Origin of the sequence: Aquitalea denitrificans (assembly GCF_009856625.1) — a bacterium.
In the GTDB taxonomy this organism is placed as follows: Bacteria; Pseudomonadota; Gammaproteobacteria; order Burkholderiales; family Chromobacteriaceae; genus Aquitalea; species Aquitalea denitrificans.
On sequence record NZ_CP047241.1, the window covers coordinates 555,210 to 571,604 of the forward strand.

General features: G+C 62.0%; 13 protein-coding genes. 11 read left to right on the top strand and 2 right to left on the bottom strand.

The window, feature by feature from the left end; all coding sequences use genetic code 11:
- Positions 1 to 15 precede the first annotated feature (15 nt).
- Positions 16 to 1,086 carry an alpha/beta fold hydrolase gene (locus GSR16_RS02505; protein WP_159874997.1) on the bottom strand — a complete coding sequence of 357 codons (1,071 nt, stop codon included), beginning with the start codon at positions 1,084 to 1,086 and terminating at the stop codon, positions 16 to 18.
- A gap of 4 nt (positions 1,087 to 1,090) precedes the next feature.
- Positions 1,091 to 1,726: a LysE family translocator gene (locus tag GSR16_RS02510; protein WP_159874998.1), complete on the bottom strand. Its 636-nt coding sequence runs from the start codon at positions 1,724 to 1,726 to the stop codon at positions 1,091 to 1,093.
- A 325-nt stretch (positions 1,727 to 2,051) separates the two neighbouring features.
- Here GSR16_RS02510 and GSR16_RS02515 point away from each other — a divergent pair, with 325 nt between their 5' ends.
- The 11 genes from GSR16_RS02515 to GSR16_RS02565 all read left to right on the top strand — a co-directional run bounded on the left by GSR16_RS02515 (position 2,052) and on the right by GSR16_RS02565 (position 16,267).
- On the top strand, positions 2,052 to 2,585 hold the full coding sequence (locus GSR16_RS02515) for a DUF5943 domain-containing protein (RefSeq protein ID WP_159874999.1): 534 nt from the start codon (positions 2,052 to 2,054) through the stop codon (positions 2,583 to 2,585).
- A gap of 15 nt (positions 2,586 to 2,600) precedes the next feature.
- Entirely contained in the window at positions 2,601 to 4,661 is a 2,061-nt protein-coding gene (locus GSR16_RS02520; protein WP_159875000.1) for an NADH:flavin oxidoreductase, read from the top strand.
- Between the two features lies 1 nt (position 4,662).
- Positions 4,663 to 6,552, top strand: a complete 1,890-nt coding sequence (locus GSR16_RS02525; RefSeq protein WP_159875001.1) for a DUF3483 domain-containing protein — start codon at positions 4,663 to 4,665, stop codon at positions 6,550 to 6,552.
- A 61-nt stretch (positions 6,553 to 6,613) separates the two neighbouring features.
- Positions 6,614 to 7,714 (top strand): FAD-binding protein, encoded by a 1,101-nt coding sequence (locus GSR16_RS02530; RefSeq protein WP_159875002.1) that lies wholly within the window; start codon positions 6,614 to 6,616, stop codon positions 7,712 to 7,714.
- A gap of 143 nt (positions 7,715 to 7,857) precedes the next feature.
- Positions 7,858 to 8,604 (top strand): adenine nucleotide alpha hydrolase family protein, encoded by a 747-nt coding sequence (locus GSR16_RS02535; RefSeq protein ID WP_159875003.1) that lies wholly within the window; start codon positions 7,858 to 7,860, stop codon positions 8,602 to 8,604.
- 84 nt (positions 8,605 to 8,688) lie between these two features.
- On the top strand, positions 8,689 to 9,954 hold the full coding sequence (locus tag GSR16_RS02540) for an aromatic ring-hydroxylating oxygenase subunit alpha (protein WP_159875004.1): 1,266 nt from the start codon (positions 8,689 to 8,691) through the stop codon (positions 9,952 to 9,954).
- 228 nt (positions 9,955 to 10,182) lie between these two features.
- On the top strand, positions 10,183 to 11,289 hold the full coding sequence (locus tag GSR16_RS02545; protein ID WP_159875005.1) for an FAD-binding oxidoreductase: 1,107 nt from the start codon (positions 10,183 to 10,185) through the stop codon (positions 11,287 to 11,289).
- A gap of 701 nt (positions 11,290 to 11,990) precedes the next feature.
- The gene (locus GSR16_RS02550) at positions 11,991 to 13,040 is read left to right on the top strand and encodes a quaternary amine ABC transporter ATP-binding protein (protein ID WP_159875006.1); all 1,050 of its coding nucleotides are present in this window, start codon (positions 11,991 to 11,993) and stop codon (positions 13,038 to 13,040) included.
- An 81-nt stretch (positions 13,041 to 13,121) separates the two neighbouring features.
- A complete protein-coding gene (locus GSR16_RS02555) occupies positions 13,122 to 13,988 on the top strand; it encodes an ABC transporter permease (RefSeq protein ID WP_205677481.1) in 867 nt (288 codons plus the stop codon).
- A 96-nt stretch (positions 13,989 to 14,084) separates the two neighbouring features.
- Entirely contained in the window at positions 14,085 to 15,071 is a 987-nt protein-coding gene (locus tag GSR16_RS02560; RefSeq protein ID WP_159875007.1) for a GlxA family transcriptional regulator, read from the top strand.
- Positions 15,072 to 15,328: 257 nt separating this feature from the next.
- Complete coding sequence (locus GSR16_RS02565; RefSeq protein WP_205677482.1) at positions 15,329 to 16,267, top strand: choline ABC transporter substrate-binding protein; 939 nt, start codon at positions 15,329 to 15,331, stop codon at positions 16,265 to 16,267.
- Positions 16,268 to 16,395 lie beyond the last annotated feature (128 nt).

A 16,395-nucleotide genomic window follows, 5' to 3' on the forward strand; every position in this document is an offset into this window, starting at 1 on the left:
GCTTTTGCTCTGCTATTACAGCTGCTGTTGAAAATCAATGTCATCAGCGCTGGCGTGCACTGGTGGTGGAGCGCTTGATGGCAACAGAAAAGCGGCTTCCTGATCTGGTGCCGGCGGCTGGGACTGATGGGCATGCTGGTGCAGCCAGTTTTCCAGCAAGGGCCAGATTTCGTTCTTGGCATTTTTTGATAGCAGCAGCCGCTCGTGGCTGTAATCCTCCAGAAAGCCCTGTGCCTGACTGCACAGCACATAGCGCTTGCTGGCGCTGCCAAAGCTTTCCAGCAGGCGCTGGCAACCATCCGGTGGCGAGATGAAGTCATCGCCTCCCCCGGCCAATGACAGTACCGGCAGTTGCTGCCTGCCCAGTGCAGCCAGGTAGTCAAAGTCATCCTTGCCCTGCATGTGACCACGCAGGCTCCACTGACACCATTGACGCAGCAGGTGGCTGCTTTCCGCCTCGGTAGCCAGTGGCATCCAGTGGCTGGCAATTTGCCGGCGCAAGGGCAGCAGCCAGGAAATCAGGCGAATCTTTTTCTGCATCGCCCAACTGCGCTGCCGACTGGTGGCCTGGGCGGCCAGCATCTGCAAACCGGCCAGCCGGGTGCAGGCTGGCGCTTGTCTGGCCAGCCACATGGCGGCAATCACCGCACCGGCTGAATGCCCCAGCCAGAAGGGGCGCAGCGGCCCACAGTTTTCCTCCACCACCCGCAGCACGGCAGGGACATCCTGCCTGGCCAGGGTTTCAAAATTGAAAGAGGCACGGGGCTGGTCGCTGTAGCCGTGTCCGCGCCAGTCAAACAACCAGCATTGCCAGCCGCGTGCGGCCAGGTGGCTGGCCAGCGGGGCGCAGCTGCGCTGATTGGTAAATGTGCCGTGGGCCAGGATCAGGGGCGGGCTACCCCTATCGCCCATGCGGCTGAGAAACAGGCGGGTACCGTCGTCGGTAAGCGTATGCATGGTCAAAAACCTGTCGGAAAGTGGAGGTGGGGAGGCATCACTGGCCGGGCCGGTGACATGACCGTTGAATATGCCCGGATTGATAGCGCGCTTGGACTGGCCGAATTTGCTGGTGTTGGAGAAGTTCACCTGCTCACTGCGAAGCGCTGCGGCGATACAGACTGAGTGCAATGGCCAGACCGGCCAGGATGGCGGCACAACTGCGATTGATTCGTCGTAGGGCACTGCGAGTCAAAATACGCATGCTGTGATGGCCTCCGGCAGCGTAGGCGCTCATGGCGACGATATCGATCAGCGCAGTGACCAGAGCAAGCGTGGCGTACTGGCCGGTCAGGCTGGCCTGTGGCTGGATGAATTGCGGCAGAAAGGCAGAGAAAAATAGCAGCCCTTTGGGGTTGGACAAGGCAATCAGCAATGAGCGGCGAAAGGCAGCCCGGCCTTGCCCATTGTTGTTATCCCTTGTTGAGGCAGTGCTGGAAAGTGTGGGTGCTGCCTGCCACAGCTGCCATGCCAGATAGAGCAGATATATGCATCCCACCCACTTGAGTAGCGTAAACAACTGTTCAGATGCCAATATCAGGCTGCCCAGCCCACAGCCAACCGCAGTGATCAGGATAAGGTCGGACAACGCGGCACCGGCAATGCCGCAGGCGGCTACACGCATGCCGCTGTTGGCACCATTGTGCAGTGCCAGCAGCATGGTTGGTCCGGGGGTGATGGTGGCTGCGGTGGCGGCAATGACGTAAAGCAAGAGCGTTGTACTGTCCATGTCGGGTCTCCTGAACAAGTGAATTTCCAGCGGTGAGGGCGTCTTGCAAACCTGGCAACCGTATCTGCCGAAGCAAGATGTTCGGCAACTGTCAGGTCTTGCCTACCAGCAGGCAAGCCATCTCAGGTCGTGTTTTCTACTCTCCTGTCATTTGGAATGGGTGGTGTGTGTGCTTGCGACCACGACGGTTGTGCTTTGCCCGTAAGCGACCGCCTGGTCGGTATGGGGCAAATACCTGTCGCAAGCGCTGAACAGCGGCAGCATGCGCTCCGGCACCATGCATGCAATGGCGGACAAACTCGCCCATCTTGCTCAGGAGAGTGGCATGCAACCTCAACTTCCCATCGACGTGGATGCCGACACCGGCGTCTGGAGTACCAACGGCCTGCCCATGCTGTATGTGCCGCGGCATTTCTTCATCAACAACCATCTGGCCATCGAGGCAGCACTGGGCCGTCGCGTGTATGCCGATTCGCTGTACGAAGCCGGTTACCGTTCTGCCCACTTCTGGTGCGGCAGCGAAGCGCAAACCCACGGCCTGAAGGGCATGGAAGTGTTTGAACACTATCTGTCCCGCCTGTCGCAGCGCGGCTGGGGCCAGTTCAGCTTCATCGAGGCCGACGAAGTGACTGGCAATGCCAGCATCCGCCTGGACAACTCCTGTTTCGTGCTGGCCCAGGGCGTGGCCGGTGCACCGCAGAGCGAACACATGGCCTGCTATCTGTTTGCCGGCTGGTTTGCCGGTGCCATGGACTGGGTGGGCGAAAACCTGGGCCATGACTACCGCACCGTCAGCCGCGAAAGCCAGTGTGCCGGCCTGGGGGCCGACTACTGCATTTTCACCGTTCATCCCTTGTAAGCCGGGAGTCGTCCCATGCGCTATCCGCACCTGTTTGCGCCCATTACCCTGAACAAGCTGACGCTGCGCAACCGCGTGGTGAGCACCGCGCATGCCGAGGTGTATGCCGAGCCGGGCGGCCTGCCCGGCGACCGTTACATCCGCTATTACGAAGAAAAGGCCAAGGGCGGCCTGGGCCTGGCCATTTGTGGCGGCTCCAGCCCGGTGTCCATCGACAGCCCGCAAAGCTGGTGGAAGTCGGTAAACCTGGCCACCGACGCCATCATCGACCCGCTGGCGCGGCTGGCCGAGGCCATGCACCGCCACGGCGCCAAGATCATGATCCAGGCCACCCACATGGGCCGCCGCTCCAGCTATTACGGCGAGCACTGGCCGCATCTGGTCAGCCCGTCCGGCATTCGCGAACCGGTACACCGTGGCAACGCCAAGGTGATCGAGCAGCATGAAATCCGCCGCATCATTGCCGACTTTGCCCAGGCTGCGCGCCGGGTAAAGGCAGCCGGCATGGACGGTATCGAGATTTCCGCCGCCCACCAGCATCTGATCGACCAGTTCTGGAGCCCGCGCACCAACTTCCGCAGCGACGAATGGGGCGGCAGCTTTGAAAACCGCCTGCGCTTTGGTGTGGAAGTGCTCAATGCGGTGCGTGCCGAAGTAGGCCCGGATTTCTGCGTCGGCCTGCGCATGTGCGGTGACGAATTCCATGAAGACGGCCTGAGCCACGACATGCTGAAGGACATTGCCGCGGCCATGTCGGAAACCGGCCTGATCGACTACCTGTCGGTGGTGGGCTCCGGTGCCGACACCCACAACACCCTGGCCAACTGCATGCCGCCGATGGCCTTGCCGCCGGAGCCGTTTGTGCATCTGGCTGCCGGCATCAAGTCGGTGTCCAAGGTGCCGGTGATGCACGCGCAAAGCATTCGCGACCCGGTACAGGCCGAACGCATTCTGGCCAGCGGCATGGTGGACATGGTGGGCATGACCCGCGCCCATATTGCCGACCCGCATCTGGTGATCAAGATCCGCGATGGCAAGGAAGACCAGATCCGCCAGTGTGTGGGGGCCAACTACTGCATCGACCGCCAGTATCACGGTCAGGACGTGCTGTGCATCCAGAATGCCGCCACCAGCCGTGAAGCCACCATGCCGCACGACATTGCCAAGGCCGACAAGCTGCGCAAGGTGGTGGTGGTGGGTGCCGGCCCGGCCGGGCTGGAAGCCGCCCGCGTGGCGCGCGAGCGTGGCCATGAAGTGGTGCTGTTCGAGAAACAGCCGCAGGTAGGCGGGCAGATCGTACTCGCCGCCAAGGCCCCTCAGCGCGAACAGATGGCCGGCATCGTGCGCTGGCTGGACATGGAAACCCAGCGTCTGGGGGTGGATCGCCGTCTGGGCGTGGCTGCCGACAAGGCGATGATTCTGGCGGAAAAACCGGACATCGTGGTGCTGGCCACCGGCGGTATTCCCTATACCAGCCAGGTGCCGGACTGGGGCGTGGAAGAGGGCGTGGCCGTCAGCAGCTGGGACATCCTGTCCGGCAAGGTGGAGCCGGGCAAGAACGTGCTGGTGTATGACGCCGTCAGCACCCAGGCCGGTTTCGGCGTGGCCGACTTCCTGTCCAGCCGTGGCAGCACGGTGGAAATCGTTACCCCCGACGTGAAAGTGGGCGACGACACCGGCGGGACGACTTTCCCCATTTTCTACCGCCGCCTGTACGCACAGGGCATCATCCCCACCCCCAATTTCTGGCTGGACAAGGTGTATGCCGAAGGCGACAAGAAAATCGCCGTGCTGCGCAACGAATACACCGAGGCGCTGGAAGAACGGGCGGTGGATCAGGTGGTGATCGAAAACGGCATCCTGCCCAATGACAGCCTGTACTGGGACATGAAGGAGCTGTCAAAGAACCAGGGCCATACCGATGTCCACACCCTGTTTGCCTCGCAGCCGCAGCCTTCCCTGTCGCAGCCGCTGGCGGCGGGTGAGTTTTTGCTGTTCCGCGTGGGTGACTGCATTTCCATGCACAACATCCACGGTGCTATCTACGACGCCCTGCGTCTGGTGAAGGATTTCTGACATGAGCTTCTCCCTTGCCCATGCCCTGACCGGACTGTTCTGGCTGGGTGCTCTCCTGCTGCTGGGTGGCCTGGCCAGACGTGCCAGCCTGTGGCAGCAGGGGCGCAGCGCCAGTGTGTCCTGGCTTGGCCTTCTGGCCATGCCCAAGCGCTATTTTGTCGATATCCACCACGTGGTGGCGCGCGAGCCCGCCGTGGCCCGCGCTCACGTGGCGGCAGCCGGTGGCGGCGTGGCCATCCTGCTGCTGTCGGCGCTCAACTACGGCCTGATGCTGTACCAGGGCTGGCTGGACGTGCTGCTGGTGCTGATGGCCGCGGTGATGCTGCTGGGCGCACGCATGATGCAGGCCCGTCGCCTGCAAGCCCCGCCGCGCCTGTCGCAGGGCCGCTGGCAAGTATTGCCCGCCCGCCTGCGCCTGTTTGCGCTGGGCAGCCTGCTGGCCGCCGGTCTGCTGTTTGCCGGCCCGCAGCTGGGCATGGCCGGGCAGCTGATTGCCGTGGTGGCGCTGCTGATGCTGGCCTTGGGCGGTGCCGAACTGGCGCTGGGCATTGGCCTGGGCTGGCCGATGAAACATGCGGTGGCCGGTTTGCTGCATCTGGCCTTTCACCCGCGTGCCGAACGCTTTGCCGGTAAATCCTCCGACCTCAAGCCGCTGAATCTGGCCGCAGGGGAGCTGGGTGTGGCCAAGGTGGAGGACTTCGCCTGGAACCGCCTGCTGTCCTTTGATGCCTGTGTGCAGTGCGGCAAGTGTGAAGCCGCCTGTCCGGCCTATGCCGCCGGGCAGCCGCTCAACCCGAAAAAGCTGATCCAGGACATGGTGGCGGCACAGAGCCGTGGCACCGACCCGGCCTATGCCGGCAACCCGCATCCTGGCCGCGATGCGGCCGTGGTGGTGAAGCCGGGCGAGGACATCGTCGGCAGTGTGCTGGCGGCGGAAACGCTGTGGTCCTGCACCACTTGCCGCGCCTGCGTGGAAAACTGCCCGATGCTGATCGAGCATGTGGACACCGTGGTCAACCTGCGTCGTCACGTCACCCTCAGCCGTGGCGAAGTACCGGGCAAGGGCAGCGAGGCGCTGGCCAATCTGCGCAATACCGACACCGTGGGCGGCTACCCGCTGGCGGTGCGTTACCACTGGGCGATTGACCTGGACCTGCCGGTGTTGCAGCCGGGCGAACACACCGAATGGCTGCTGCTGGCCGGCGAAGGCGCATTCGACATGCGTTACCAGCGTGCATTGCGCGCCCTGGTGAAAGTACTGAAGGCCGCCGGGGTGAAGGTGGCGGTGCTGGGCGAGGCCGAGCGCGACTGCGGCGACGTGGCACGCCGTCTGGGCGACGAAGCCGGCTTCCAGCGGCTGGCCCAGGCCAATATCGCCACGCTGGCGCAATACCGCTTTGCCCACATCGTCACGCCGGACCCGCATGTATTCCATTGCCTGGCCAATGAATACCCGGCGCTGGGCGGCCAGTTTGACGTATGGCACCACAGCAAGCTGCTGGAACACCTGCTGGCGCGTCGCGCCATTCCGCTGAAGGCCGATGCCACGCCGCTGCCGCCGCTCACCTTCCACGACCCCTGCTATCTGGGCCGTTACAACGATGGCTTCAATGCGCCGCGCAATGTGCTGAAGGGCATTGGTATCAAAGTTGTCGATATGCAGCGCTCCGGGCGCGACGCCCGCTGCTGCGGCTGGGGTGGTGGCGCGGCCTTTACCGATATTCCCGGCCAGCGTCGCATTCCCGACATGCGCATGGACGACATCCGCGAAACCGGCACCGGCCGGGTAGCGGTGGCCTGCCCCAATTGCACGGCCATGCTGGAAGGCGTGGTGGGTGAGCGGGCAGACGTGATCGAACTGGCCGAACTGGTGGCCGAACGCCTGGCCTGAGGCGAGCTGGGGCTGAAGCACAGACTTCGCCCCGTCCGCTGCTGCTTACAAGGAGAAAGTGATGGATTTTTCTACCCAGGCCATTCCGCGCATCGACCCGCGTCGCCCGTGGGTGCTGGGGCCCAGCGGCCTCAAGCGCATTGTGCTGGGCGATGACAGCGGCAGCCGCGATGCCGCCATGCTGGCCCACGGCCCGGCCCACAAGCCGCTGCGCAGCAAGGGGCCGTTCAGCCAGCGCCTGCTGGTGGTGGCCCATGCCGAACGCGGCCAGCTGGATGATGCGGCGCGCGAAGCCATTGCCGCCGCCGCCATTCTGGCCGGCAAGGACGGCGAAGTACTGGCCTTGCTGTACGGCATGGAAGGCGCTGCGCCGGAAGCACTGGCCGAACTGGCCGTGGACCGCGCCCTGACCGTGGCCGACCCCGGTTATGCGCCGGAACAGAAACTGGCCTTGCTGCAACAACTGCTGCAGCAGGAAAGCCCGCATACCGTGCTGTTTGCCGACCGTGGCGAAGACGCCGACCTGGGCCGCCGCCTGGCCTGTCGCGCCCGGCTGTCGGTGGTGACCGATGTGGTGGAAATCGCCGCCGATGGCGTGCGCCGTCGTCAGCCCGGTGCTGGTTTCAGCCTGCGTGAACGCGCACAGCTATTGTTGCTGGCACGTGGCGTGGCCGAGGCCAAACTGCCGTTTGTCGGCAAGGGCGAACGGCTGGAAACCGCTGCCTTGCCTGCCGTCAGCGAGCAGGTGCAGGACCTGGGCAGTGCCGCCAGTCCGGCCTCCGAGCTGGCGCTGGAAGAAGCCGACCTGATTGTGTCGGCCGGCAATGGCGTCAGCAATGTGCCGGGCTTTCTGGCGCTGGCCGAAGCATTGGGTGCTGCGGTGGGAGCTTCCCGCGTGGCGGTGGACGATGGCCGCTTTACCCGCGACAAGCAGGTGGGTGCCACCGGCAAAACAGTACAGGCCAGCGCCTATATCGCGCTGGGCATATCCGGTGCGGTACAGCATCTGCAAGGCATCAAGTCCTGCCGCCATGTGATTGCGGTGAACCTGGATGCGGCGGCCCCCATGATCAAGCGTGCCGACCTCAGCATCATCGACGACTGCCAGTCCTTCATCAGTGCGTTTGAACAACTGGTGCGGCGTGAGCGTAATTTAGTCTGAGGCAAATCTCGCGAGCTAGAGTGAGACAAGGCGAAAACGCGTGAGGAAGCGGAGTTTACATGCGCGTAAATGAGCATTCCGAAGGCGTTTTGAACGCAGTGTCACCGAAGCGCAGCAGATTTCGGCTTTAAGGAGAAACAGCAATGAAAATAGCCGTCCTGGTTTCCCCCGCCGTGCATCCGGTTAGCGGTCGTCCCTGTGCCGGCGAGGCCGATCTGGCCGCACTGGCGCTGGCACAGCGTCTTTCTGATCAGGTGGATGTCTGGTATGCCGGTGCCGCCGATGATGCGGCGCTGGCGGATTATCTGGCGCGTGGTGCCGCTCATGTCCACAGCCTGAGCCTGAGCCCCGACAGTGATGTCCTGGGTGCGCTGGCCGAGGCCCTGCAGGATTACCCCATGCTGCTGTGCGGTGCCCGCGCCGAAGGCGGTGACGGCTCCGGTCTGCTGCCTTATCAGCTGGCCGAGCAACTGGGCTGCGCCTTGTTGCCGGATGTGCTGGCCTTGTCGAAATCCGACCAGCAATGGCAGGCGGTGCAGGCGCTGCCCAAAGGCGTGCGGCGTACGCTCAAGGCCAGCCTGCCGCTGCTGGCCAGCGTCAATCCGCGCGCAGCTACCGCAGCCGGCTGGAGTTATGCCCGGCTGCAACAGGGCAAGATTCGCCGCAAAGCCGCCACTGGTGCGGCTTTGGCCCCGGTGGTGCTGGAGCCGGCCCGCCGTGCGCGCGCGCTGGTGGCCGCCAGCAAGGTCAGTGGTCATGCCCGCATGCAGGGGGCGATTGCCGGGGGTGATGGCAAGGCTGCCGGTGTGGTCGTAAAACAGGGTGATTCTGTCGAGAAAGCGCAAGTTGTGCTGGATTACCTCAGGCAACATCAGCTCGTCGATTTCTGACAACAACCCCGCAGCATCCGACCAGCACCCCACCCACCGGCTAGCAGGATGCCTGAGCAAAAACTTGTTTTGGAGATGCGTGAAATGCAAGAAAGCGCCATTCGCTTCCAGCCGGTACAAAAACTGCGTGAGCTGGTTGCCCGCCGTCAGCCGGGGCATAGCCTGGAGGCCCCGTTCTACAATTCGCAGGAAGTGTTTGATGCCGACCTCAAATACATCTTCCAGCGGCACTGGGTTTACGTGGCCGTGGCAGCGGAAATCCCGGAGCCGGGCGACTATGTCACCGTGGAAATCGGCAAGGAACCCATCCTGATCCTGCGTGACGACGACATGCAGATCAAGGCCTTCCACAATGTCTGCCGCCACCGTGGCTCGCGCCTGTGTGCCGATGAAAAAGGCTCGGTGGGCAATCTGGTCTGTCCTTATCACCAGTGGACCTACAACCTGGCCGGCAAGCTGATTTTTGCCGACCACATGCCCGAAGGCTTCGACCTGTCGCATCACAGCCTCAAGCCGGTGCATCTGAAGAATCTGGAAGGCCTGCTGTTTGTCTGTCTGGCCGATGAGCCGCCGGCTGACATCGACGTGATGCTGGAGCAGATGGGCCCCTATATCGCCCCGCACCAGATTGAAAACACCAAGGTGGCCGCCCAGATCGACATCATCGAGGCTGGCAACTGGAAGCTGACGATGGAAAACAACCGCGAGTGCTACCACTGCACCGGTAACCATCCCGAGCTGACTATTTCGCTGTATGCCTACAGCTACGGCTTTGCCCCCAAGGCCGAACTGGCCGCGGGCCTGGCCAATTACGAAAACATCGTCAAGGACAGCCATGAACGCTGGGAGGCCTGTGGCCTGCCGTCGGCGGAAATCGAAAAGCTGTCCGACGTATCCGGCTTCCGCACCATGCGCATGCCGCTGGACCGCAAGGGCCAGTCGCAAACCATGGACACCGGCTCGGCCTGCAAGAAGCTGCTGGGCGACATCAAGGACGCCGACGCCGGTGGCCTGTCGTTCTGGACACAGCCCAACTCCTGGCACCATTTCATGGCCGACCACATCGTCACCTTCACCGTACTGCCGCTGACCCCGGACACCACTCTGGTGCGCACCAAGTGGCTGGTACACAAGGACGCGGTGGAAGGCGTGGATTACGACGTGGCCAACCTCACCCGCGTGTGGAACGCCACCAACGGCCAGGACCGCCATCTGGTGGAAGAGTCGCAAGTGGGCGTCAACAGCACCGCCTACCGTCCCGGCCCGTATTCGCCCTATACCGAAGAGCTGGTGGAGAAATTCACCAACTGGTATATCGGCCGCCTGGGGGCAGGGCTGGAACAGGGTTGATCCGGTTTTTCGCGCCGTAAAACGTAGTAAACGGCAGGCTGCCTGGCGCGGCCTGCCACTCTTAGAACCGTTAACAAAACCGCGTAGAGAACCCGGGCCAAGGCGCGCCGCCGCAGACAGTACATAGCGTACGGCAAGGTGGCGCAACGCTGGAGCGGGGGTTTTGTTATCGGGTCTTACAGCAACAGCCCGCCAACGGGCGATCAGCCAGTCAGCAAAGGAATCGCCATGAGCAGCGTCAACACCCATCCGGATACCCACCCGCAAGCCGCCGACCTGCCCTGGTGGCAGCCGGGCGAAGACAGCACGCTGCAATGCGTGCAGGTGCGTGAGGAAACCCACGACGTCAAAACCTTTGTGTTCCGTGCCGAACCGCCGCGCCGCTTTCATTACCAGCCCGGCCAGTTCATCACGCTGGAGCTGGACATCAACGGTGAAAGCGTCAACCGCTGTTACACCCTGTCCTCCAGCCCCACCCGGCCAGACCGCGTCAGCATCACGGTCAAGCGCATTCCCGGCGGCGTGGTGTCCGGCTGGTTGCATGACACCCTGCGTCCCGGCATGCAGCTGAACGTGTTGGGGCCGTCCGGCGAATTCAGCTATGTGCGCCACGCCAGTACGCCGTATCTGTTCTTGTCCGCCGGCAGCGGTATAACCCCGCTGATGTCGATGAGCCGGGCGCTGACCGACCTGGCCAGCGGTGCGGACATCGTATTTGTCCACAGTGCGCGCTCGCCGCGCGACATCATTTTCCGCAAGGAACTGGCCGGGCTTGCCAGCAGCCATGCCACTTTCAGCCAGGCGATTGTCTGTGAAAACCGGCAGGGCGAACCGGAATGGCCGGGCTTTACCGGCCGGCTGGACGCCGCGCGCCTGCTGCACATGGTGCCCGACCTGATGGCGCGCCAGGTGTTCTGCTGCGGCCCGGCACCCTATATGGCCTCGGTGCGGCAGATGCTGCAGGACTGCGGCTTTGACATGCAGCACTACCACGAAGAGAGCTTCAATTTTGCCGAGCTGGCCGCTGCAGCGCCGGACGCCGCAGTGGACGAAATATCAGCCAGCTGCGAAGGCGGCTTCAATGTGCACTTTGCCAAGATGGGCGACGATTTGTCAGTCGCACCGGGGCAGACCGTGCTGGCCGCAGCCCTGGCCAAGGGCATGCGCCTGCCGGCTTCCTGCACCCGTGGCGTGTGCGGCACCTGCAAGACCAAGCTGCTGGAAGGCAAGGTGGACATGCAGCACGAAGGCGGCATCCGCCAGCGCGAGGTGGACCAGGGTTTCTTCCTGCCTTGCTGTAGCAAGCCGCTGAGCGATCTGGTGGTGGACCGCTGATTTTTCCCCGGCCTGCTTCCCCCGGCAGGCTTCTCGTGTGGCTCCCTTGATGCCTGCTTGTCGTTTCGGCAACAGGCATTTTTCTTGCTTTATATCTTTTGGATAGAGGAAATGCCTACGCTTATGCCATTGGTGCGCTGCGTCAGGAAAATACACTGCATTAACAGAATTGACTGATTGTTTATTGCTGTTTTTTTACGACAGCTATGGATGGCGCTCAGGCTGTCGCAAGGGGCGGCTAAAGGTCTGATTTTACTGGGGGGGATGAAGAATTGTCATTTTTCGACCGGATGTCGTTTCAAGACAGCTTGGCGTCGGAATGTAGTTATTTTCAATACCACTAACTCCCTATCGTAATCCTTGATTTACATTAAATATTCTTCGAAAGCGTTGGCGGTGAAACGGGTGGTTGTTGTTGCAGCGCAGCGTGCTGTCTGCCACGTCCGGACCGGTGGGCAACGGCCATGGGGAATAGATGACCGCAGTCTGCCAGCGATGCCTGGCACGCATGTTTAGATGTCCCGGAACAAAGCACGTCGTATCCGGGTAGACCACAGTCCCGGCCCGGCAGCATGGCTGCCAGACCGGACACGATGGAAGACAGCCAGCCGCACAAGATTTCAGCACTGCCGGACAGCGCAGTGAATGAAGCAGGCGACAGGATTGGTCCAGCGTGCGATCGCTACGAAGGAGAAGAGACAATGCAGTCGGCCAAGATAGTGGTGAAGAACCTCTACAAGGTTTTTGGAGGCAAGTCCTCGGATGTCATGCGCATGCTGAAGTCCGGCGCGCATAAAGATGAAATCTTCAAGCAGACCGGCAGTGTGGTCGGCGTGAACGATGTGTCGTTTTCAGTGCAGGAGGGTGAAATCTTCGTACTGATGGGCCTGTCCGGTTCCGGTAAATCCACGCTGATCCGCCTGATCAACCGCCTGATGGACCCCACCGACGGCCAGATCATCCTGGACGGGCAGGACATCACCAAGCTCAATCACAAGCAGCTGGTGGATTTGCGCCGCCGCGACATGAGCATGGTGTTCCAGAGCTTTGCCCTGATGCCGCACCGTTCGGTGCTGGACAACGCCGCCTTTGGCCTGGAAATTGCTGGCGTGGATCGCAAAAGCCGCGAAGCCCGCGGCATGGAAGTGCTGGAACAGGTGGGGCTGGCACCGTTTGCCCACAAATACCCGCACGAGCTGTCCGGCGGCATGCAGCAGCGTGTCGGCCTGGTGCGGGCGCTGGCGGTCAATCCCTCGCTGATGCTGATGGACGAAGCCTTCTCGGCGCTGGACCCGCTCAAGCGTTCGGAAATGCAGGACATCCTGCTCAAGCTGCAGCGCGAGCAGCGTCGCACCATCTTCTTTGTGTCGCACGATCTGGAAGAGGCGCTGCGCATCGGCACCCGCATTGCCATCATGGAAGGCGGCCGGCTGGTGCAGGTGGGCACGCCGCAGGAAATCATCGAAAACCCGGCGGACGATTACGTGCGCAACTTCTTCAAGAGCGTGGATACCTCGCGTTATCTGCAAGCCAAGGACCTGATCGAAGTGGCCAACCCGCCGCATTCGGGCCGCCCCGGCCTGCATGTGCCGCCGTCCTGCAGCCTGCCGGATGTATTGCAGCAGTTGCTGGGCCAGACCGAACCCTTGCAGGTACGCGACGATCAGGGCCAGTGCCTGGGCCTGATCACGCCCAGCAGCGTGCTGAGCAAGATTTCCCAGCACCGCCTGCAAAGCACCGCCACCAACTGAACCGGACAACAGGCAGACCGTACCATCCCCGGGCCGCAGCGCCGGGATGGTGCGTGAGCCGCAGCGAAGGAGTACGCCGTCATGGCTGATATCAGCACGCAAGACATGTTGCCGATTGGCGACTGGGTCAATCAGGTCATTCATTTCATGCTGGACCACAACGCCGGGGCCTTTGACGCCATCGGCAACACCATCGACTGGTTTGCCACCATGGTGGAATTCCTGTTGCTGGGCATTCCGCCACTGGCAATGGGCGCAATTTTTGCTTGTGTAGGTTTCTGGCGGCTGGGCTGGAAATTTGCCCTGTTTGTCTGTGCCGCGCTGGGCTTGATCTGGGCTACCGGCTTCTGGGGTCAGACCATCGCCACCCTGGCGCTGACCCTGTCCGCCACCTGCGTCAGCCTGATGTTGGGGGTGCCGGTGGGCATCTGGTGTGCGCGCAACAAGCTGGTGGGCATGCTGGTGCGCCCGGTGCTGGACTTCATGCAAACCATGCCGGCCTTTGTTTACCTGATTCCGGCTGCCATGTTCTTTGGCCTGGGCCGGGTGCCGGGGATTCTGGCCACCGTGGTGTTTGCCGTACCGCCGGCCGTGCGCCTGACCAGCCTGGGCATCCGCATGGTGAACAAGGAACAGGTAGAGGCGGGTAATGCCTTTGGCTGTACCTCCTGGCAGCTGTTGTTCAAGGTGCAGCTGCCCATCGCGCTGCCGTCCATCATGGCCGGGGTCAACCAGACCATCATGATGGCGCTGTCGATGGTGATCATTGCTTCCATGGTGGGGGCGGGTGGTCTGGGTAACGATGTACTGGCCAGTATCCAGCGTCTGGATGTGGGCCTGGGCTTTGAAAGCGGCCTGGCGGTGGTGCTGCTGGCCATCATTCTGGACCGTATCACCGAGAGTTTTGGCCACACGCCCACCACGCGTGCGGCAGAGCAGGGCAGCTAGACCCTGCCGGTATCCGCAGGCCGGATGGCAACCATCATCCGGCCGATGCAAGACAACACAAAAACCATCCATCACACATCACCTACCGAGGTCACCATGGGTCCGCAACAAATCGCATCGTTGTCGCATATTGGTTTCCTGCTGCTGGACAAGTTTTCCATGATCGCGTTTTCCAACGCCGTGGAACCGCTGCGCATGGCCAATTACCTGTCGCGCAAAAAACTCTACCGCTGGAGCCTGCTGTCGGCCGATGGCCAACCGGTGGCCGCCAGTAACGGGCTGGAACTGTCGCCCATCACCTCCCCCGAAGCCCCGCAGCAATACGACATGCTGATTGTCTGTGGCGGCTGGCAGGTACGGGATGCCGTGGACGACAAGGTGTTGTCCATCATCCGCCGCTTTGCTGCCCAGGGCGTGCCGCTGGGTGCCATCTGTACCGGTACCTTCGCGCTGGCCAAGGCCGGGGTGCTCAATGGCTACCGCTGTGCCATCCACTGGGAAAACCTGCTGTCCATCAGCGAGGAATTCCCCAAGACCAAGTTTACGTCGGACCTGTTCGTGCTGGACCGTGACCGCTTTACCTGTAGTGGCGGCACGGCACCGCTGGACTTCATGTGCCACCTGATCCGTCACAAGGGCGGCAAGAGCCTGGCGGCGGATGTGTCCGAGCAGTTCATCGTCGACCGCCTGCGCGACAATGGCGACCGGCAGCACATCCCGTTGCTGGCCCGTATTGGCACCGGCCACGAAACGCTGGTGGACGCCGCGCTGTCGATGGAAAGCAATATCGAAAACCCGCGCTCGCTGGAGAATCTGGCGGACGAACTGGGCGTGTCCCTGCGCCATCTGGAGCGGCTGTTCAAGCGGTATCTGAATACCACCCCGGCGCAGTACTACCTGGACCTGCGCCTGCGCCGCGCGCGCGAATTGCTGCTGCAAACCAATATGAGCGTGATGGAAGTCACCGTGGCCTGTGGTTTCCTGTCCTCATCGCACTTTTCCAAGTCCTACCGCGGCCTGTTCGGCTATCCGCCCAGCCGTGAGCGCCAGCAGTATCTGGTTGATTCTGCCGTCATCGCCTGAGCCTGGTGGCTGCCGGGCGGCAAAACCGGCAGCCGGCCATGTCGGCCAGTACTGTTACTCCTTGCAGTGCTGGCTTTTTTTCCACGGCGTTTTCTCGCAAGTCGCGGTCGTGCTGGCGCAAGTCCTGTTACGGCTTCATGGCACTCTTGCCATGTGTCAGATCCTGGTTATCCACACATTCATGGCCGTTCTGCCTACGGCACGGCGCGGCAATCCTGTCGATGGCTTCACCAAAATATTTATACGGGAGTGGTGTAATGAAAATTCGCAAGCTGATGCTGGGCACGGTATTGCTGGCTGCCTGTGGCAGTGCACTGGCCAATGACCCGGCGCAATGCCGCAATGTCCGTTTCGCCGATGTAGGCTGGACCGACATCGCCGCCACCACCGGCATGGCCAGCGTGGTACTGGAAGGGCTGGGCTACAAGCCGACCACCACCATCGCCTCGGTGCCCATCACCTTTTCCGGCATCAAGAGCAAGCAGATCGACGTGTTTCTGGGTTACTGGAACCCGTCCATGACCCCGGTGATCGAGCCCTTCGTCAAGGCCGGCCAGATCAAGGTATTGGACACCCCCAACCTGGTGGGTGCCAAGTACACGCTGGCCGTGCCGGATTACGTGGCTGCCGGTGGCCTGAAGGATTTCAAGGACATTGCCAAGTTCAAGGACAAGCTGGATGGCAAGATCTACGGCATCGAGCCGGGTAATGACGGCAATCTGCTGATTGACGGCATGATCAAGAAAAACCAGTTCAACCTGGCCGGTTTCAAGATGGTGGAATCCAGTGAGGCCGGCATGCTGGCCGAGGTGGAACGCTCCATCCGCCAGAAAAAGTGGATCGTGTTCCTGGGCTGGGAACCGCACCCGATGAACGTGAAATACAAGATGGCCTACCTGACCGGCGGCGACGATGTATTCGGCCCCAACCTGGGCGAAGCCAAGGTATTCACCGCCATCAGTCCGGATTACGAAACCCGCTGTCCCAATGTGGGCAAGCTGCTGCATAACCTGCGCTTCACCACCACCATCGAAAACCGCGTGATGGGCCCGATCATGGACAAGGTAAAGCCGGAAACCGCTGCGCGTGACTACCTGAAGAAAAACCCGGACATCCTCAAGAGCTGGCTGGCCGGTGTCACCACGCTGGATGGCAAGCCGGGCCTGGCGGCAGTGAACAAGGCACTGGGCCACTGATTTAATCGGTAGCGCACCTTTGAAAGCCCCGGCCCCGGCCGGGGCTTTTTGCTGGGGAGGCTGGCGTATAGCTCACTCGTCCTGTTTTCAACAGCGTAAAACCAAGAGCAAAACCAACAACAAAAGCT

Coding starts and splice junctions, on each gene's coding strand:
- GSR16_RS02565 (WP_205677482.1), top strand. CDS start 15,329: ATGAAAATTCGCAAGCTGATGCTGGGCACGGTATTGCTGGCTGCCTGT.
- GSR16_RS02515 (WP_159874999.1), top strand. CDS start 2,052: ATGCAACCTCAACTTCCCATCGACGTGGATGCCGACACCGGCGTCTGG.
- GSR16_RS02535 (WP_159875003.1), top strand. CDS start 7,858: ATGAAAATAGCCGTCCTGGTTTCCCCCGCCGTGCATCCGGTTAGCGGT.
- GSR16_RS02520 (WP_159875000.1), top strand. CDS start 2,601: ATGCGCTATCCGCACCTGTTTGCGCCCATTACCCTGAACAAGCTGACG.
- GSR16_RS02510 (WP_159874998.1), bottom strand. CDS start 1,726: ATGGACAGTACAACGCTCTTGCTTTACGTCATTGCCGCCACCGCAGCC.
- GSR16_RS02525 (WP_159875001.1), top strand. CDS start 4,663: ATGAGCTTCTCCCTTGCCCATGCCCTGACCGGACTGTTCTGGCTGGGT.
- GSR16_RS02560 (WP_159875007.1), top strand. CDS start 14,085: ATGGGTCCGCAACAAATCGCATCGTTGTCGCATATTGGTTTCCTGCTG.
- GSR16_RS02540 (WP_159875004.1), top strand. CDS start 8,689: ATGCAAGAAAGCGCCATTCGCTTCCAGCCGGTACAAAAACTGCGTGAG.
- GSR16_RS02555 (WP_205677481.1), top strand. CDS start 13,122: ATGGCTGATATCAGCACGCAAGACATGTTGCCGATTGGCGACTGGGTC.
- GSR16_RS02545 (WP_159875005.1), top strand. CDS start 10,183: ATGAGCAGCGTCAACACCCATCCGGATACCCACCCGCAAGCCGCCGAC.
- GSR16_RS02550 (WP_159875006.1), top strand. CDS start 11,991: ATGCAGTCGGCCAAGATAGTGGTGAAGAACCTCTACAAGGTTTTTGGA.
- GSR16_RS02530 (WP_159875002.1), top strand. CDS start 6,614: ATGGATTTTTCTACCCAGGCCATTCCGCGCATCGACCCGCGTCGCCCG.